Here is an 18,475-nt window from a genome sequence, read left to right on the forward strand (position 1 = left end):
CGTACGGTGGCGTGGGGACAATACAGCTAAAACACAGCAAGATTACACAGTTGTAGACTCTGTACCCGAAATTTCTATAGGTATGTTAGTTCTACTTCTGCAAAAGACTTCCTGTTTCAGGCACAAATCATACCAGATTTTTGCTCTGGTTCGATACCCCCAACATATCTTGCCACATATCTGATACGTTGTTCTTTACAGAAAATTCATGAAAATGATTTTACTAATGAAGGTAGAGTAAAGTCAAAACTTACGGCTGATTACAAAATTATTTCTTTGGGCATATCTGTGTAACATGTTAGATGAGATAATCTTTCTACGGTAGGTTTCTTTGAGATACTCATGCAACTCAAAGAACACTTTTTCTGTTCAAGGCATTTTTATTGACAGCAAATTAATTATTAGAAATAGAGTTGCGATGCATAGACTATCAAGGCTAGCCGAAAAGGTATTTGTTGTCATAGCTCTTTTCTTTTCAACAACTGCCTTGATAGGTGTTCTACTGGAAAAGGAAGATGCTCCCGATGTCACCTCAGATCCGTACACTCCAATCCTTTTTATGGGAGTTTATTTGGTGACTAGCCTCCTGATTCTTCGGAGGTGGAAGAGTTTTGTGCGCGTTGCACAGAAGGACATTTGGATTTGGCTACTTATAGGGATTGCATTAGCGTCTGTGTTATGGACAGTGTCACCAGATATTACGTTACGTCGTAGCATACTTCTTTTAGGAACAACTGGATTTGGAGTTTACTTAGCTACACGTTACAGCTTCCAGGAGCAACTACAATTATTAGCCTGGACATTTGGCTTAGTAATTTTACTGAGTATTATGTTTGCCGTTGCATTACCATCCTACGGTTTAATGACCTTTCAGGAAGGAGGTGCTCATGAAGGAGCTTGGCGAGGTATAATAACGCACAAAAATACTATGGGTCGCCTTATGAACGTAAGCGCTATAGTTTTTCTGTTACTCTCTTTTGAGAAGTCTGGTCTTCAGCGTAAATACAGATGGGTTGCGTGGGTTGGTTTTATTCTCTCAGCAGCTTTAATCATTCTTTCGACTTCAAAAACAGCGATCATTGTTTTGCTCACCCTGACAGCAATCGTGCCACTATACAGGACTTGGCGAAACAATTACAACCAAATAGTGCCCATAACAATTGCTGTGATACTTGTTGTAGGAAGCGCAGCAACATTACTATTAGATAATTTGCCACTTATAGCCAGTGCATTAGGTCGGGATTTAACCCTAACAGGACGCACAGATATATGGACACGTATGCTTGAACTCATCTCGCAAAACCCCTGGCTTGGCTACGGATTTAATGCCTTTTGGCAAGATTGGGATAATGAGGTGACAGCTTACGTTTGGCGGTCTCTGGAGTGGCCATGCCCTAATGGTCACAATGGCTGGATGGATTTGTTAGCAGAATTAGGTATATTAGGGTTAATAATCTTTTTTATAAGCTATGTGACTGCCTGGATAAAAGGAGTTCTTTGGTTAAGAACGACCAGAACTGTAGAGGGGTTATGGCCAGTCATATATTTGTCATTTTTACTAATATACAACATAACAGAAAGCACTCTTTTAACAACTAATAGTATCTTTTGGATACTATATGTATCAACCATTTTTTCAATGTCTGTAGAGTTTGAACAAGTAAAATACAAATACGCCAGTCCCTTTATGGATGAAGAATGGTTTGAGATAGAAGCATCAAAGAAACAAAATTTATAGTTGAGGAGAGAGGATGTTAATTTCTGTGTGCGTGGCAACATACCAACGTCCTGAAGGATTAAAACGTTTACTCGATGGTATCAATCAGCTAACTTTTAGTAAGTGTGAAACTCCTAATTTAGAGGTCATTGTTGTTGATAATGACTCAACAGGAGCCGCTCGTGCAGTTTGCTCTGTTAAAGAGAATGATTTCAAAGGAGTACTAAAGTACTGCATTGAACCTACTCGTGGTATTTCTTATAGCCGAAATAAAGCTCTTGCTTCTATTAATAAAGATACTGATTTTGTTGCTTTCATTGATGATGATGAGGTTCCTGAACCATCATGGCTGGATGAGCTTTTATTCGTTCAGCAGAAGTACGATGCAGACGTAGTCACAGGACCTGTATTACCACATTTTACAGAGTCAAGTGTTCCTAATTGGGTTGTGAAAGGAAAGTTTTTTGAGCCGAAGCGTTTGCCTACAGGTCATCCGCTAAAAGTTGCTTTTACTAACAATGTGCTCATTCGTTCTCAGGTTTTAAAGCAAATAGATAAAATGTTCGACGAACGTTTTGCTCTCACTGGTGGAGAAGATTCGCACTTTTTTATGCGCCTCTCTCGAGCAGGATACAAGATAGTCTGGGCAGATACCGCTTTAGTTTCTGAATGGATACCCGAAAGCCGTACTAACATGAAATGGATTCTTCGACGAGGTTATCGTTGTTGGAGTACACAAAGTTTGTGCGAGCGGGAATTATATCCTTCAATTATAGTTCTCAGTGTACGTGTTATGAAAGGAATGGCACTCATTAGTCAAGGATTATGTCTTTTGTTTCCTTCTTTGCTATTGGGACAACACGCAATCGTGAAAGCGTTACTACATATTTCCAGAGGGACAGGTACACTTGTAGGTGTTGCAGGAGTTCGTTACCAAGAGTACAAACTCAGTAGTGGAGTATAGGATGACTGGAAACTTCAGAAGTTTGCATCTGTATTGCTGAGAAACCAGAAGATTTTGCTCATATTTTCGTTCAATTATCAGCCTGAAATCCCAATAGCGTTGCTGTTAGCGCAAAAAACATAAAACTACGTAGGTTGGATAGGACAGTCGGACAGGAAGGGTTTGCGGACTTGTAGACGCGCAGCCACTTCGGGCAAGGAAGGGTACGAATTGTCCGTTTGAGGAACGAACGCGAGTGTGCGTCCTCCGGACATAACCCAACACCTACTTTAGTTTTGTTGGGTTGCGCTAAGGCTTTACCTAACCTACAATTCTTCTTAACTGAACTGTATTACCTTAAATCCATGAGAAAGTTAACTACATAAACTAACAATGAAAGTAATTTTGGTTAATAACTACAGTATGACTGCCCAATGGGAATTTTGGCTGAAAGAAAATTATCAATGCCCAAGTCATCATCTCTGGGGAGCTACAACATTACCTAAATATGGCATTCATGTTGATATTCTACCTTACGAAAAGTATTCTCTTCTCAAGAAAATTAGTCAAAAGTTAAAAATTTTCGGAGATTTAGATCAGCAACTAAGGATACTTTTTCTAAATTCCGAATACGATGCTGTCTATTCGGGACATCACCTAACTACGGCATTACTTGCATTTCTCAGAGCCATCGGTATATTCAAAAAACCAATTGTTGCCATAGCGTATCAATCATTCCAAAAAAAATTAAGTAGTCAGTTATATACTAAATTATTTCTCAAGGGTCACGATAAGCTTTTTTGCTTGAACAATGAAATTAAAGACCATTTAAAAGATGAGTTTGATATACCTGCTCACAAGTTAGAAATATTAGAGTGGGGAACAGATTTACCTTATTATCAAGTGAAGAATATTAATCATGAAGATGAAGCAGAATGTAGCAGTAGGTTAATTTTAAGTATAGGTAAAACTTATCGAGACTATGACACGGTGATAAAAGCCTTTAGCCAAATCAACTGTCATTTGAAAATCTGCGCCTATGGCAACTCCTTATTTTCCGATACCTCAGGGCTACCTTCTAACATTTCTATCATTGAAAAGTCGCTTTCATGGCAAGAAATTTTAGCAGCTTATCAAGAAGCTTATGCAGTTGCCATTCCTCTCAATATTAGACAAGACAAACCATACAATGCGATTGGGCTGACAACTTTATTAGAAGCAATGTCGATGGGGAAAGCAGTTGTCATGACTAGCAACCAGTTTGTTGGTATCGATGTAGAAAAACAAAGAATTGGTATTTTTGTGGAACAGGGAGATGTTCAAGGGTGGCAACAGGCAATATCCTATTTACTAGAACATCCAGATGAAACCCGAGAGATGGGAAACAGAGCTCGACGTTTATGTGAAGAGAAATATAATTTAGAAGTTTTTACATCAAGATTATCTGAGCTTTTGAAAGATGTTTTGAGGTCGCAAGTATTGTAGATCGATTGTCATTTATACTGAAAATAATTTATACATAAATATTCTCAATTTCCATGCATTGGACAGTTGCAGCCCCCTTTATTAATAAGCCTAATCTTATCAACGAGCCTTGGTTAACCCGAAACGTTCCCGGCGATCGCCACCAGTTCCATATCGTTCCACGTCCAAAACCGTTAGAGAACTGGCACAATCAGAAGTCTTCTGTCACTGGATTCAAGGATTGGCTTATTTATCAGCAACATGGTATGGAAGCGATAAAGGCGAGTGAGGGAGGCGTGATTACCGTTTTTCCTCAGCTACCAGCAGTCATAGGAATGCAACAGCGGCTTACTCGCAAGCGCATTCCTGTAGTAGCTTGGTTATTCAATGTTGGCACCTGCTCTAGTGGGATTCGGCAAGCGATCGCCCAATTTAGCCTAAAAGACATTGATCGCTTTGTTGTCCACACACGGCGCGAGGTGGATATTTACCACCAGTGGTTGGGAATCTCAAAGGAGCGTTTTGAATTTGTCCCCTTTCACCAATCAGAGATTCCCGTCACTTATGAAGAGAATACGACCGATCCTTTTATCACAGCACTGGGTTCTGCTCACCGCGACTTTCCCACCTTCTTCCAAGCAGTGGAAAAGCTAAACTTACCAACGGTTGTCGCATCAAGCGAACATGCATTAGAAGGATTAACCGTTCCGCCAAATGTGAAAACACCGTTTGGTATTGGCAGGGCAGATTGCCTGCGTTTAGCTCAAGAAGCGCGGATCAGCATTGTCCCTCTGCTTCCGAAACCCCATGTAACGGCAGCAGGACAAATCACTATTGTAGAAGCTATGCTCATGGGTCGTGCAATCATCGCCACCCGTTGTCATGGAGCAGAAGATTATATTCAGCATGGCGAGACAGGTCTGTTGGTTGAACCTCAATCTGTTGAGGATTTAGTGCAGGCGATAGAAATGTTATGGAACAATTCAGCACTACGAAACCGTCTTGGTCAAACAGCTAAACGCTACGCCAAAGAACATTTTTCTTGTGATGCAGCAGGAGCAGCTCTGGGCAGAATCCTAGATAAAGTTGCAGATACAGCAGGTATGTACTAACTCACGATGTCTTATGCGTAGACCAATTTTTGTTAAACAGGGATTTCTCCTAATACGCAATATTCGTTTTTCCATTGCTTACTATTACAAAAAGTGGGGACAGTTCACAAAAAACATTGTGGCTGGCTTGGCTTTAGTGTTACTTTACACAATTGTTAGCAGCTGTTCGCCCCTGTTTTTAAAGCCATTTGACACGGGTGCAAGCGAAGCAGCTACTACTAATATTGTCCCCCCTTTGTCTACTCGCGGTTCTCAGATTATTGATGCCAGAGGTCGAGTTGTTCTGCTGCGTGGTGTCAACTGGTTTGGCATGGAATTACCGGAGCATACTCCTCATGGGCTGTGGGTTAGAGATTACAAACAAATGCTTGCTCAAATCAAAAGTTTGGGCTACAACATCATCCGCTTGCCTTATTCTGTACAAGGACTGCGTTCTCAAGATATCAGTGGCGTAGATTTTTACATTGGCTCAAATAAGGAACTCAAAGGCAAAACTCCTCTAGAAGTGATGGATCTTGTGATCCAAGAGGCGAGACGACAGGGGTTGCTGATTCTGCTTGACAGTCACCGCCTCAACGACAAGGTTGAATCGGAATTGTGGTATGGTGATGGGTTTACTGAGAAAGACTGGCTCGACACTTGGACACTGCTCGCAAAACGCTACAAAGGCTATAACAACGTTATTGGAGCGGATCTCAAAAACGAACCTCATGGTCGTGCTAGTTGGGGAACAGGCGATCGCGCTACAGACTGGCGGTTAGCTGCAGAACGAGCCGGAAATAAGATTCTCAGTGTCAATCCAAATTGGCTGATTGTGGTGGAGGGGGTAGTCGAAAATGTCCCTGGTCAAAAACAGTCAGGGTACTGGTGGGGGGCAAATTTAGAGGGTGTCCGCAAATATCCAGTGCGCCTGCGAACTCCTAGAAAGCTAGTATATTCTCCTCACGAATACGGTAATTCAGATATGCGCTGGTTTTCCGAACCTACGTTTCCTAAAAACTTATATCAACGTTGGGAGATCGGATTTCACTATATTGCTACCCAACGTATTGCCCCAATTTTGATTGGTGAATTTGGTGGACCTCACGTAGATACAAAATCTAAAGAGGGGATTTGGCAGAGGCAGTTAGTTGATTTTATTGATAAGAAAAAGCTTAGCTTTGCCTACTGGTGCTGGAATCCCAACAGTGAGGGTACCGGAGGTATTCTGCTAGATAACTGGAAAAGTATCAATACTGACAAGCAGAAACTTTTGAGTCAGGTGCTGCGTTGGCCAAGGGGGTAGTGGCACTAACAGTCATTAAAAGTATGCTTTTTTACTAAATGACATACCAATTTCGACAAAGAATGCGACAGATACCTGGTTAGGGACGCAAAGCTCTGCGCCCCTACAGCCGATTTATGTGTTGCAAAGTTTTTTATAATTGGTATAAAATTATGCTTAATTTTAATGATGGCTCAAATGTTTCAAGAAAATTTATTCTCCAAATTATATCTTCGTTCTAATCAAAAACCACGTATTTTAGTGGTATCAATGCGTGGTTTCCATTCCCAAGCCTATCGTTCTCCTGAGTATGAATTTGAAGATAGTATTTGTACTTTTGATTATGCCGATATACTCACTCCTGTGTTAGCTTCTGGTGGAGTCAGTACACTCAAGAAAAGAGTGGGAAACTATGTAGCTAGAGCTACTAGTAAAGGGAAATTTCTCAAATCGGGTTGCATACCCTCTATTGTAGATAGAGAGTACGACTTATTATTTTTTATCTGCCAACAATATTGGGATCTCGCGTGTATAAATTCCATAAAAGCGTGGCGAGAAAAATGCCGTAAAGCTGTTTTATGGATAGATGAAATCTGGGCAAAAGAAATTGGAAACCATAAAACTAGACTTTGTTTTGAACTGGCGAAAGATTTTGATTATATCTTTACGACACAAAGTTCTAGCATTAATGCTATTTCTAATTTGGTTCAACGTCCTTGTTACTCTCTACCCTATGGGGTCGATACTATAAACTTTTGCCCCTACCCGCAACTACCTCAACGCTCTATAGATATTTATAGTATCGGTCGCCGTTCACCAATAGTACACAAAGCTTTACTGGAAGTAGCAGAACGCCAAAACTTTCTATATTTATTTGACTCTCTTAAAGGTTTAGAAATGATGGACTATAAAGAACATCGAACTTTATATAGCAATTTGATTAAGAGAAGTCGTTACTATATTGCTAATAAAGCAAAATTTGACGCTGTTGATCAAACAGGTGATCAAGAAGAATTAGGCTCTCGCTTTTTTGAGGGAGCAGCAGGGGGAACTGTGATGATTGGGACTCCTCCAGTTTGTGAAGCTTATAAAACTTACTTTAACTGGTCTGATGCGGTTATTGAAATTCCTTATGATGCTGCTAATGTAGGCGAGATCATAGCTGAACTTGATGCACAACCGGATCGCCTAAATAGAATTCGTAAAGATAATGTGATTAACTCTCTACTACGTCATGACTGGGTATACCGTTGGGAAAGAATTTTAGAGAAAGTCGGACTTGATAGCACACCAGAAATGTTATCTCGAAAGGCTCACTTAGGAAAATTAGCTGACATGGTAAACAATGAATATTAAAGCTGTAGGATGCGTCATACAGTATGACGTATCCTACATATTGCAGTACCTAGAATCTGTCAGCAATTTGCCAAATCGGGTTGCTGTTCTTGTGTTCCTTGGTTATATATAGGTTGAGTTTTTGTTTCAAAATTAGTATTAAAAAAGGAAGATCGTCTACCAAGTATCTTTTCCACAACCTTTTTGGTTCACATACAATTCTAAACAACCACTCTAAGCCAACTTCGCTCATCCATTTTGGAGCTCTTTTCAAATTTCCTGCTTCAAAATCAATGGTGGCACCCAGTGCCATGAATATCTTTATATGCGGTAACAGACTCTTGTACTTGTATAGCCACTTTTCTTGCTTTGGGGCACCAACTCCTATAACTAAAACAGTGGCACCAGAATTATTAATCATGTTCACTATGTTCTGACACTCTTCTTCGTCTTTCTCAAATCCAAAAGGTGGAGAATATGAGGCAACAATAATATTTCTGCCTGCTTTCCTATTGATTTCATTTTGAGCTTTACTGGCAACTCCTTTACCTGCGCCCAAAAGAAAGATTTTGATGTCTTCATTACGCCTGTGGTAATTATAGAAAGCAGGAAACAAGTCGGAACCTGCAATCTTTTCTTTGATTGGCGTTCCTAAAAATTTAGACGCATAAATCAGTATTTGGCTATCACAAACCTTATAATCACTAATACTGTACGCCTGCAAAAATTCCGGGTCTTTTTGTAGTTTAATCAAATGGTCAACATTTGGCGTAAATACTACCCCTGATTGCAATTTCTCTAAAAATTCTGCCTTAGACCAATTGTCAATTTCCAGGTTCAGAATTTTAACTTTATTCATGGCTTGCACGCTTTCACTTATATCTAACTTTCGGTTGGTTTAGAAAACAGAAGACTCGAGAATGAAGAGTATATTGAGACTTGATTAACACCCTGATTTAACTATTCTCATCCATTTGTGTACAGCACCTATTCCGCAGCAAATGAACATTTCTAAAAGAAACTTAAATGGGAATTATAAACTTTTAAAAAATTTGTCGATCGCCCTAGAACACTGTGCATCGCGCGATCGCTTGTTAGGCGGTTCGGCAAAGCTTTATCGCCTCCAGTGCAGCCCTTTGGAAAGTCAACATTTCCTTTGACCACCAGAGAAGCAAAATACTTAATCAAACTGAACTTTTATATAGCCGATACAATATATGAGAGCCAAGTTCCTGAGGAAGGAGTTTCCTTTCGATCTCGATTTTATAGGGGTATTGACGGCTTGTTTAAGTGAAATTCTCCAGTGCAACGGCTACAAATTTGAATGACTAAGTGATAACTTATCATGGAAATATGAAGAATAATAGTCACTTTACAAATTTTTCATGAAAAAACATAGGTTTTTCAGTGCATATACAGTCACTATCAGTCTAAAAATTAGTTAGATTACAGAATTTGAGTTGATTGTGTATACTAATTACTCATATATGAAAATTCTGTGAAGTAATTCTTGAAAAGTGAATGTGCTAAAAAGCACATTCACTTTTCAATGATTTTTCTAAATGATTACCGTAGAGGTTATGTATGCTGTGCGCTTAAAGACTTTTGCACACGGCGCTTTTACCAAAGTCAGTAGTTACAAACCTGTTAAACAGCTAAAACCAACTACAGCCAAGGTTTCTACAATACCCAGTCAACTCGATTTTTAGATCAGCAAACTAAAGTTGAAGCGTAAAGTTTGCCTTGATTGCTTTAAATTCTTGTTGGCTATGATTCAGTAGCAACCTTGCATTTATTACCAATTTTCCTCTCTTATAGCATACAGATATTTTTCGTCATCTGTCAAACTAAGTATAAAATTCTGAAATTTCTGATTTGAAATTTTTCGTGAGTTTAGTCAAATTGAGGATGTAGGAATTGATTTTTTGATGTTAAATGTTGAATATTGCCAAAAGTAGGCTAAAAACCAGAGAAGCCGTTGTTTATTGAGTGAGGCAATATTTTGTGAGGAGTGAATTATGAATACTATTATTTCCCGCAAGAATGTATTTGCGTTGCTGAGTTTATCAGCTATGGCGGTTCTGGGAAGCAGCTTATCTGCTAGTGCGCAAACGGTAGATAGCAAAAGCACTCAGCAGTTAACCGAGTCTTCCGCAACTGAAGCGTCTTTTAATCAGGTAAGTGTTGAAGTAGAAAATTTCTACCCACATAATCAGGTAAGTGTTGAAGTAGAAAATTTCTACCCACAAGCCTTTACTCCGACTCCGGTAGAATTCACTGTCGCAGAAGATAATTCAGTGCCAGTATCAAGTATAAACCAGTCGCAACAGCTCTTAACTAGCACACACCAGGAAACTACCAAGAGTGTGGTAAAGCCTGTTCCTGGGACAACAGCAACTTCATCTGCGGCACTTCTTGCAGACCCTCAAAATGCCCAGAATGATAAAGCCCCAAAACCATCTGCTTCTAAGGTGGCACAATCCGATATCAATATCGATCCAGGCAGACCAACCCGTGGTGGCTCAAGTTATATCGGAATAGCAGGAAATATTGGTCTGGGTGGTAACTCTGCTCTAGGCGACGGTAATTTTATGGTTATCAGTAAGATCGGGTTTACAAACGCTATATCGGCGCGTCCAGGGGCAGTGATCGGAGACGAAAGTGTCATTCTACTTCCAGTCACTTACGACTTTTCATTTAACCAGTTATCAGATCCGTTTGCTGAACCTTTACCTATTGCTCCTTACATTGGAGGTGGTGTAGCTATTAATACAGGCGACGGTTCGGAAGTCGCTTTCCTACTCACTGGTGGAATCGATGTGCCTATAACTCCTCAATTTACAGCAACAGCAGCTGTGAACGCGGCATTTTTTGATGATACCGACATCGGTTTGTCGATAGGAGTTGGTTACAACTTTGGCAGTTTGTTTGGCTCGTAAAAGGTTTGGCTGGTAAAAGGACATTAAGTAGAGACGTGTCCAGCCGCGTCTCTACACCTAACTTTTATTTCGTTGGGCTAACTTTGTCAATCGTGTTGATTTTGCCGTCGTCCCCAACTTCCCACACATCGTAGATGCCGATGACATCACCGTTCTCGTCAACATCTACGTTGCCACTGGCTCCCTGGTAGTTAATATCTTTACCTTCTTTGAGTAACTTTAGTCCCTCACAAACATCAGTCACTTCTGTCCCAGGGGCATTGGCAACTTCACGAATTTTGCTGGCTATGGCAACACCTGTATTTTCTTTGGCGGCTTGTGCTGCTAGCACTAGTAAGGCGCTGGCGTCCCAACCTTGAGGAGCAAATTCTCCTGGTGGAGATCCTCTTTTGGACTGCCAAAGTTTTGTAAGTGCCTCTAATGCTTTGCCGTTGGAACCCGGTACTGTGCCGATAACTCCAGAAACGATATATTTACCGTCATTGGTTTTGCCAACTTGTCCAGGAAACTCATTTGACTTCATGCCATCTGTCAGCATGACTTGTACCCCTTGCAGCAAACCTTGTTGGTAAGCTGCTTTTAAGAGCAAACTACCTGTTTCTACATAAAAAACGCCAAGGACTGCATCAGGCTTACCACCAAAAGCAGCAGATGCTTCAGTTTCAAATGTGGTTGCTTTCGGATCGTAGCGGATGGGGTTGTTTTTATTAACAACGGTTCCCCCCAATTTTTCAAAAGCTTGGACAAATGCTTTTTCAAAGCCGACGCCATAATCGTTGTTAATAACGACGGTGGAAACTCTTTTATAACCTCTTTTATTCGCAAGTGCGGCTAAGGCTGGTCCCTGATAGCTATCAGGTGGAACGGTACGTGCCCAAAAGCCATTAAATTTACCTTGTTTCGCCTGTTCGGTAAATACAGGGCTGGTGCTACCAGGAGAAATCAGCATAACTTTATTTTGGGCAGCAATTGAAACAGCAGCAGTAGAAACGCTGCTGGCAAAAGAGCCAACAACACCAGCAACTCTATCGACAGTTGCGAGTTTGGTCATACCAGCAGCACCGCCTTTGGGATCAGTTTGGTCGTCTACCGCAACAAGGGTCACAGGTTGACCGTTGACGCCGCCGCAAGCGTTAACAGTTTCCACAAGGAAGGGGATTGATGGTATAATCTGCTGTCCGATGGAAGCCAGATCCCCAGTTGCTGGTAGTAGGGAACCAATTTTCAACCCATTGCCACCGCCACTGGTCGCTGTTGTCGTTGAGCCTGCGGGGGTGGCACTCCCTGCATTACCAGTACCAGCTGCATTATTTGGGGCAGTGTTGTCACAAGCGGCTGCCAGGAAGCCAACTGCCAGGGTAGCCAAAGCTAGACCCAAAGCAGTATTTATCTTTTGCATATATTGAGTTTTACTCCTCTTTTTTTTAGCAGCCTAAAAGTAAAATTCAAATTTGATAATGAATTAAATTCTTTTATGGCTCCAGAAAATAAATAATAACATCCGACTAGAGGAGTAAAAATGTTTCTCTAGCCTACGCCTAGAGTATTATTTTGGTTTTTTTGCTTTATCAACGGAGAAGGAGGGATTCGAACCCTCGGTACAGCCTTACGTACTGTACAACGGATTAGCAATCCGCCGCTTTCGACCACTCAGCCACCTCTCCAAGGTCATGGTTAATAATATTATCAAACTCTAAGTTTGAATGTCAATACCTATGTGTCGCTTGTCATTTGTCATTTGTCAGCACAAAGGACAAATGACAAAATGACTACTTCTTTATAGCACTTGTGCTCGCAACCATGCTACTGGCAAAGTGCCTAATTTTTGCAATTTGGGCACGTAGGCACGCTGATTGAACACATCATAATCGTTGCGTTCAATAACTTTAAGAATTCGACTGTAATGCATTAGAGCCGCCCATACAGGCAATCGTGCATCGGCAGACAGGTGACTTATTCCCTTTTCAGCCTTGGCGTAAAACTGGCGCGTTCGTGCTATTTGAAAGCGCATCAGCGTCCGCCAGCGCTCATCCACCACTCCTTTCAACAAGTCTTGTTCAGTGTAGTTAAACCGCGCCAAGTCTTCTTGAGGAATGTAGATCCGCCCCCGTCTTGCATCCTCGCCTACATCCCGGAGGATATTGGTGAATTGACTGGCAATTCCTAAGGCAATTGCTTCTTCTGTAGGAATATAGGGCTGTTTGTTCTGGTTCCATGGAGAAGAGTCTGGGGAGGTCTCTACCCCCATGATTGCTGTTGACATTAAGCCTACAGTGCCAGCCACACGGTAACAGTAGAGGTATAACTCGTCAAAGGTTTGGTAGCGACTGCGGTATAAATCCATGCGCTGACCGTCAATCATATCCCGAAAGGGCTGGATATCCATCGGGTATTGGTGGAGGGTATCCACCAATGCAACATCGAAACTGTCTACTGGGCGTCCCGCAAAAATGGATTCCAGTTGCAGCTCCCATATATCCAGAGTTTCTGGTGTGGTCATGCTAGCCACAGGACCATCCACCAGTTCATCTGTACGGCGACACCAAGCATAAATTGCCCAAATATGCTGGCGCTTTGCCTTGCTCATCAGCAGTGTGGCAAGGTAAAAAGTCTTGGCATACTTTGCTGTGAGATGGCGACAAAGTTGATATGACTCGTCTACAGAGACCAACGTTTTCATGCATGGGGGAGAATCAGGCAGTTGCAGCATTCGTTGCAGGCTGAAGGGTTTGCGTTTGCAGGCTTTTTGAATTTGCCACCGGATGTGCTTCAGCGATTGCCCTTTGGGCAGTGGGCTTTGCCCAATCGCGTAGCGCGTCCTACCGCCCAAACGCCTCTTGAGGCGTTTGCCTCGTTCCAAAGGAACTAGGTAGGGGTTGTCCTTCAGAAAACCCCTCGGCTGTATTACGGACGATCGCCTGCGCTGTCAGCTTACCAGAAAGTACGGCACCTTCCATACTCCCTAAGTAACGTTGCATGGTGTAACTCCCTGCCAGGTAGAAGTTCGCAACTGGAGTCACTTGTGAGGGACGGTACTGTTGACGACCAGGCGTTGCTGTGTAAACTGAGCGCGGCGTCTTAACAACATGATATTTTAGCAACTTTGCTGGATTGTCTCCCCCAAAATGGTCGGGAAACAGCTTTTCTAGTTCCGCAAGAGTTGCCTGCAAAATCTCTTGTTCAGATTTGGCAATCCAATCTTTTGCGGGAGCTAAAACTAGTTCCAGCATTGAGCAGTCGGGGTTGGCGTATCCACGGCAAGTGTTGCTCATATCGGCATAAACGCTGAGCAGGGGCGATCGCGAAAATAACAGGTTATCAATATCTGTAAGTTTACGGTCAAACCACAACTGCAAGTTTATCACTGGCACACCCTCTAAACCTTCCAATTTTTGGAAAAATTCTATTTTTTTCCAGGGTGCAGGTAGTAAAACCTTCATTACGTCTACTGACATTGCCGAGACGTACAAATCCGCAGTTTCTATATAATCTTCGCCATTTAAACCTCGAATCACAAAATGCTTCACCGTGCCATCCTCATTCAGCACGATTTCTTTCAGGGGCGCATTTAACTTCACTTCACCACCGCGTTCGGTAATGTAATCCACTATCGGCTGGCATAGCCGTTCTGTCGGGGAACCGTCCAGAAAAGCCATTTTCGAGCCGTTCTTCTCTTGAAGAAAGCGATTGAGAGCTGTCAGAAGAATTGTTGCCGAAATTTCATCAGGGTCTATGAAATTCAGCGCCTTGGACATGGCGATAAATACTTCTTTTTCTACTCGTGGAGGAATGTTTTGCTTTTTCATCCATTCGGACCAAGAGTACTTGTCCATCTTTTCTACGTATCTTTGCCCTAGAATCATTGCTGGTATCAAACCGATACCAAAGCGAATCTTCTCTGGCCATGTGAGCATATCGTTATTCCGTAGAATAGCTGCTATACCATTCCAAGGCGCTGGCAAATTTGGAAAATCAAAGCGACTATAAGTCCCTGGATTATTCGGCTGGTTGAAGATCAGCGAGTGTTCTTTCCACTGCAATCTGTCTTCAATGCCCAGTTCCTTCACCAGCTGCAACATGTTGGGGTATGCCCCAAAGAAGATGTGCAACCCTGTTTCATACCAGTCGCCGTCTTTGTCTTTCCACGCTGCTACCAAACCCCCCAGTACGTCTCGGCTTTCCAAGACAATAGGAGTGTGACCTGCATCGGTGAGATATTTGGCACAAGAAAGCCCTGCTAAACCCGCTCCGGCGATCGCTACTCGCATTTAACCTTACTGTTCTTCAAGATTTCTTAATCGTTTTATCGTTTTCATTATACTTTGCAATCCGTTACATTTAGCATATTCCTAAGCGATCGCTTTTTCAGGAGTGCATGCTTTGGATTTTAGGATCAAGTTGAACTCAGACAAAAGACTCAACAGACGCCGGAGGTTGATTTGAGTCGTCCGGAGGGCAATAAGTATAAATTCTCCCCTCCCAATCACCCTTTCTTGTGTTTTTTGTTTGAGTCAGTTTCTAGAAGGCGATCGCCCAAAGGGCAGTGCCCAGAGCGCGATCGCATTTTGTCCTTTGTTTCATGAAGAAGCTGTAGGGCTGCTGCTGCGGTGTCCCGACTTTCTTACACCCGTTGTCTCACCATCTGGCAAAAAATTTAAGAGTGTATGAGCTTTGCATCTTGCTGTTTGTCAGTCAAATCATTAGCCAAGAAAGCTAGTTAAAAAAATTCTATTTCTTGAACTGCTTAATTAAAGATCATGTTTGATACAGATACACTTACAGCATTCCTGCTATAAAGGTCAGTAACTAATTCTTATACCAGAACGCTATGTCTCAAGATTTTTAAAGTCATCCTGAAACCTTTAGAGGAAATATGTAAGAGAAGTTAAGGAAGCGCGAATACACTTGGTGGAAATTATATCATTTCTAGTATTAGACTTGACATTATATCAAAACATGGAACTCACAAATCTTTCTTAATCTTTTGTAACAAAAAACAACGTTATTTGTATTCCGGAAATTCTCCTGTTATATAATATTGTAAAAAAATATATTAAAGAGGATATTAAAGCTGTGCGTGATGATTTACAAGGATTAGAGATTAGTCAAAAAGAACTGCAAAAATTGACTAATTTACCTGTTAACGATGAACTTATAATTCTTACTGATCCTATTAAAAGATTGGTGATTCGATTTATAAAACAAGCCAAAGGACCGGAAGGGGCAACCGCTGTATTTATTGGAGTTGCTATAGTAGTTTTTAGTCAGATTACGTTTGATCTGATTATCAAACTATTTGCCAACTGGATAACTATCCCTTCCTGGATAGTATTAATAATCTGTAGTTTATCTATCGGAACTAGTACACAAGTTTTATTATATTTTTTATGGAAACAAAGAATTAGCACTGTCAAAAAAAATATTACACATTCGCTGAAAATTCTCCTCAATGATGTTGATAGGTATAATGCCGTTATCAAAGCAATAGATATCAATGACCAAATAGAAGCGGCAGGTAATCCTGGAGTGAGTTTAAAGGAAAGAAAGAAAGTGCTAGAAGCACTAAAACTGACAAGAAATGATTTAGTTAGGGCGTTGAAAACCGAAAGAATTTTAAGAGAAAATAAAAAGTTTATTGTGAGTAGAGCAGAATTATTTATTAATAATTTAGCAACCTTAACAGCAATGCAAGTGAGTGAACAGGCTACTGAACACGGGCGTTTGCTAAATGAAGCATTGCAAATTGCATTGGACGTGCAACAAGAAATGAGAAGTTTACAGAGTCAGGGCTAGAAGCAATCTAGCAGGTTTCAGCTACAAATTGCTGGGTATTGTTTTAAACTTATCCAGTGAACCTAATGAATAATCTTCTAACTTGAAATCAGCAAATGGTTTCTTCTCTAACCTATCCCTGAGGGCTTCATCCAGAATGACGCCTTCTGATTGTTTCCTCACGCCAATAATAATAATGCTTCTTTGGTATGCTGTTAAATCCTGATTTCCCTGACAGTCACTCCGCCGAAATTGGCCTAGATTCAATAAGCGATATCCTTTGACGCTGGGAGTATTGCTAAATATTTTTTTCCCTAAAAGTTGTATTTGCTTAGAACGCTCAAAAGCCCTACGTTCTTCGGCTTCCACAGCACCCTCACAAGAAGCTGTTCCCACAGAGATAATCTCGGTTGGGTTTTGCATTATCCTGTGTATCCCTTCTTGTTCCAGGTTTGACCTTAAGGCATCAATATTAATAATTTGGTCGTTATATTTGACTTGAAAATCGCTGCCCAGAAGCCATTTATATTCTACCGAAAGAACAGCTATGTTAAATTCAGCAATCCTGCCTTGACTGTCTCTTCCTTCCTCATAGGGAAAGTAATCTACCTTACCTTTTCTTTGGGGAGCTTGTCCATAATTTGGAATGGAAGCAAATTGTGATGTTCTCGTCGCTAAAGCTACGACACCAAGAAATCCTAAAACCACCAGCAGCGCCGCAAACAGGGAAAGTAAAGGCACTTTTTCTGGCTGTTTTTGTTGTGGCGGTAATCCAGGTTGCGGCGGTAAAGTTGTAGTATTTGGCGGTGGCAATTGTTGTGTATTTAAACTTCCCACAACATTTACAGTTGCAACGGTACTTCCACGCAGTTGCTGTTCAATCTCTGCTAGGCGTCGCAAAATTTCTTGGGCGTTGGCGGGGCGCTGACTCACTTCCCGCGCCATCAGCCAATCAATAAAATTTAACAGTAACGGTGAGACGTGAGTGGCATGATTGCGCCAGTCCAACATATTGTGGTAAGCATCGTATAAATCCAAGGGATGGTGTCCCGTCAGCAAAAATACAAAGGTGCGTCCCAAGGCAAAAAAATCTGATTGCGGTACAGCTAGACCATTCATTTGTTCTGGGGCGCTGTAGCCAGATGACATAATTGCCGTGATCCCACCTGCACCACTGCTCACTTTGGCTAAGTACGTTCTTGTGACTTCCCTTGCGGTGCCAAAATCAATTAACACTAACTGCCCATCAGCTCTAATCATAATGTTAGATGGCTTGATATCTCGGTGCAGGTACTGCTTGCCATGCACGAGATGCAAAATTTCTGCCAGTTGTTTCAACCAGGCGATGGCTTGGTCTTGGGAAATGGGTCTATTCTGTTGCTGCTTTAGCCACGCCTCTAAGTTGGGACCCTCAATTTTCTCCATTGCAATGCAGTGCAATACCAAACCCATTCTGGTCTGATACTGGAAGTAACTATCCTCATTGGGAATACCAGGATGATCCAATTGTCCCAATACAGCAGCCTCTTTTTGAAAGAGTTCTACTGCTTTCGCGTCGCTTGATAGTTCTTCTTTAAGAACCTTGACAATTTTGGGTGTGTCCAGTTCATAAGCCTCATAGACTTTGCCAAAGCCAGTTTTATCACTGAGAAGGCGCATCACACGATAGCGCCCAAGTAATTCCAGCTGGGAACCACAACTTTGACAAAAACGGTTTTCATCATTATCTGGGTGGTTTGGTTGCGGGCAGGTAGGGTTAATGCACAAGCTCATGACTGGCAATGAATATCGTAGTGAGCGCAAATTATCTATCCAATGATAGTTGCAAAGATACTAAACTTGCATAATTCTCCTTCCCCGGTGCCAAAGAATGACAGGCGGGAGATGCCTGCAATCGGCGTAAAATCAGAGGCGGAGCCTCTGTGAAAG

Annotated in this window: 15 protein-coding genes and 1 tRNA gene; 10 read left to right on the forward strand and 6 right to left on the reverse strand. The window is 41.6% G+C overall.

Going from position 1 to position 18,475, the window contains the following annotated elements; all coding sequences use genetic code 11:
- Window positions 1-418 precede the first annotated feature (418 nt).
- The 6 genes from V5G28_RS29960 (at window position 419) to V5G28_RS29985 (ending at window position 7,856) form a co-directional block, all read left to right on the forward strand.
- The gene (locus V5G28_RS29960) at window positions 419-1,738 is read left to right on the forward strand and encodes an O-antigen ligase family protein (RefSeq protein WP_332987046.1); all 1,320 of its coding nucleotides are present in this window, start codon (window positions 419-421) and stop codon (window positions 1,736-1,738) included.
- A 13-nt stretch (window positions 1,739-1,751) separates the two neighbouring features.
- Window positions 1,752-2,681 (forward strand): glycosyltransferase family 2 protein, encoded by a 930-nt coding sequence (locus tag V5G28_RS29965; protein ID WP_332987047.1) that lies wholly within the window; start codon window positions 1,752-1,754, stop codon window positions 2,679-2,681.
- 372 nt (window positions 2,682-3,053) lie between these two features.
- Window positions 3,054-4,145, forward strand: coding sequence for a glycosyltransferase family 4 protein (locus V5G28_RS29970; RefSeq protein ID WP_332987048.1), 1,092 nt, complete (start codon window positions 3,054-3,056; stop codon window positions 4,143-4,145).
- A 53-nt stretch (window positions 4,146-4,198) separates the two neighbouring features.
- Window positions 4,199-5,236 (forward strand): glycosyltransferase family 4 protein, encoded by a 1,038-nt coding sequence (locus tag V5G28_RS29975; RefSeq protein WP_332987049.1) that lies wholly within the window; start codon window positions 4,199-4,201, stop codon window positions 5,234-5,236.
- Between the two features lie 13 nt (window positions 5,237-5,249).
- Window positions 5,250-6,521 (forward strand): glycoside hydrolase family 5 protein, encoded by a 1,272-nt coding sequence (locus tag V5G28_RS29980; RefSeq protein ID WP_332987050.1) that lies wholly within the window; start codon window positions 5,250-5,252, stop codon window positions 6,519-6,521.
- A gap of 168 nt (window positions 6,522-6,689) precedes the next feature.
- Entirely contained in the window at window positions 6,690-7,856 is a 1,167-nt protein-coding gene (locus V5G28_RS29985; RefSeq protein ID WP_442994308.1) for a glycosyltransferase family protein, read from the forward strand.
- 49 nt (window positions 7,857-7,905) lie between these two features.
- On the opposite strand, the gene V5G28_RS29990 is transcribed toward V5G28_RS29985, so the two are convergent.
- Window positions 7,906-8,694, reverse strand: a complete 789-nt coding sequence (locus V5G28_RS29990; RefSeq protein WP_332987052.1) for a WecB/TagA/CpsF family glycosyltransferase — start codon at window positions 8,692-8,694, stop codon at window positions 7,906-7,908.
- Between the two features lie 142 nt (window positions 8,695-8,836).
- Between V5G28_RS29990 and V5G28_RS29995 the strand changes: the two genes are divergently transcribed.
- Together V5G28_RS29995 and V5G28_RS30000 are read left to right on the forward strand one after the other, a co-directional pair.
- Window positions 8,837-8,995: a hypothetical protein gene (locus tag V5G28_RS29995; RefSeq protein ID WP_332987053.1), complete on the forward strand. Its 159-nt coding sequence runs from the start codon at window positions 8,837-8,839 to the stop codon at window positions 8,993-8,995.
- An 858-nt stretch (window positions 8,996-9,853) separates the two neighbouring features.
- Window positions 9,854-10,774, forward strand: a complete 921-nt coding sequence (locus V5G28_RS30000; protein WP_332987054.1) for a hypothetical protein — start codon at window positions 9,854-9,856, stop codon at window positions 10,772-10,774.
- A 64-nt stretch (window positions 10,775-10,838) separates the two neighbouring features.
- Here V5G28_RS30000 and V5G28_RS30005 read toward each other — a convergent pair whose 3' ends face one another.
- The 4 genes from V5G28_RS30005 to pds form a co-directional block, all read right to left on the reverse strand.
- The gene (locus tag V5G28_RS30005) at window positions 10,839-12,173 is read right to left on the reverse strand and encodes an ABC transporter substrate-binding protein (protein ID WP_332987055.1); all 1,335 of its coding nucleotides are present in this window, start codon (window positions 12,171-12,173) and stop codon (window positions 10,839-10,841) included.
- Between the two features lie 173 nt (window positions 12,174-12,346).
- A tRNA-Ser gene (locus V5G28_RS30010) sits at window positions 12,347-12,438 on the reverse strand.
- A gap of 113 nt (window positions 12,439-12,551) precedes the next feature.
- The gene (gene crtB / locus V5G28_RS30015) at window positions 12,552-13,484 is read right to left on the reverse strand and encodes a 15-cis-phytoene synthase CrtB (protein WP_096571207.1); all 933 of its coding nucleotides are present in this window, start codon (window positions 13,482-13,484) and stop codon (window positions 12,552-12,554) included.
- 109 nt (window positions 13,485-13,593) lie between these two features.
- Entirely contained in the window at window positions 13,594-15,042 is a 1,449-nt protein-coding gene (pds, locus tag V5G28_RS30020; RefSeq protein ID WP_332987056.1) for a 15-cis-phytoene desaturase, read from the reverse strand.
- Window positions 15,043-15,280: 238 nt separating this feature from the next.
- On the opposite strand from pds, the gene V5G28_RS30025 reads away from it, so the two are divergent.
- Together V5G28_RS30025 and V5G28_RS30030 are read left to right on the forward strand one after the other, a co-directional pair.
- The gene (locus tag V5G28_RS30025) at window positions 15,281-15,442 is read left to right on the forward strand and encodes a hypothetical protein (RefSeq protein ID WP_332987057.1); all 162 of its coding nucleotides are present in this window, start codon (window positions 15,281-15,283) and stop codon (window positions 15,440-15,442) included.
- Between the two features lie 405 nt (window positions 15,443-15,847).
- Window positions 15,848-16,567 (forward strand): hypothetical protein, encoded by a 720-nt coding sequence (locus tag V5G28_RS30030; protein WP_096565683.1) that lies wholly within the window; start codon window positions 15,848-15,850, stop codon window positions 16,565-16,567.
- Window positions 16,568-16,588: 21 nt separating this feature from the next.
- On the opposite strand, the gene V5G28_RS30035 is transcribed toward V5G28_RS30030, so the two are convergent.
- On the reverse strand, window positions 16,589-18,319 hold the full coding sequence (locus tag V5G28_RS30035) for a serine/threonine-protein kinase (RefSeq protein ID WP_332987058.1): 1,731 nt from the start codon (window positions 18,317-18,319) through the stop codon (window positions 16,589-16,591).
- Window positions 18,320-18,475: the final 156 nt, after the last annotated feature.

It is taken from the genome of Scytonema sp. PRP1 (assembly GCF_036697665.2).
Classification (GTDB): domain Bacteria; phylum Cyanobacteriota; class Cyanobacteriia; order Cyanobacteriales; family Nostocaceae; genus Kalymmatonema; species Kalymmatonema gypsitolerans.

Excerpts from the sequence above, each read along its gene's own strand:
- V5G28_RS29960 (WP_332987046.1), top strand. The coding sequence starts at position 419 with ATGCATAGACTATCAAGGCTAGCCGAAAAGGTATTTGTTGTCATAGCT.
- V5G28_RS29965 (WP_332987047.1), top strand. The coding sequence starts at position 1,752 with ATGTTAATTTCTGTGTGCGTGGCAACATACCAACGTCCTGAAGGATTA.
- V5G28_RS29970 (WP_332987048.1), top strand. The coding sequence starts at position 3,054 with ATGAAAGTAATTTTGGTTAATAACTACAGTATGACTGCCCAATGGGAA.
- V5G28_RS29975 (WP_332987049.1), top strand. The coding sequence starts at position 4,199 with ATGCATTGGACAGTTGCAGCCCCCTTTATTAATAAGCCTAATCTTATC.
- V5G28_RS29980 (WP_332987050.1), top strand. The coding sequence starts at position 5,250 with ATGCGTAGACCAATTTTTGTTAAACAGGGATTTCTCCTAATACGCAAT.
- V5G28_RS29985 (WP_442994308.1), top strand. The coding sequence starts at position 6,690 with ATGGCTCAAATGTTTCAAGAAAATTTATTCTCCAAATTATATCTTCGT.
- V5G28_RS29990 (WP_332987052.1), bottom strand. The coding sequence starts at position 8,694 with ATGAATAAAGTTAAAATTCTGAACCTGGAAATTGACAATTGGTCTAAG.
- V5G28_RS29995 (WP_332987053.1), top strand. The coding sequence starts at position 8,837 with ATGAACATTTCTAAAAGAAACTTAAATGGGAATTATAAACTTTTAAAA.
- V5G28_RS30000 (WP_332987054.1), top strand. The coding sequence starts at position 9,854 with ATGAATACTATTATTTCCCGCAAGAATGTATTTGCGTTGCTGAGTTTA.
- V5G28_RS30005 (WP_332987055.1), bottom strand. The coding sequence starts at position 12,173 with ATGCAAAAGATAAATACTGCTTTGGGTCTAGCTTTGGCTACCCTGGCA.
- crtB (WP_096571207.1), bottom strand. The coding sequence starts at position 13,484 with ATGCTGCAACTGCCTGATTCTCCCCCATGCATGAAAACGTTGGTCTCT.
- pds (WP_332987056.1), bottom strand. The coding sequence starts at position 15,042 with ATGCGAGTAGCGATCGCCGGAGCGGGTTTAGCAGGGCTTTCTTGTGCC.
- V5G28_RS30035 (WP_332987058.1), bottom strand. The coding sequence starts at position 18,319 with ATGAGCTTGTGCATTAACCCTACCTGCCCGCAACCAAACCACCCAGAT.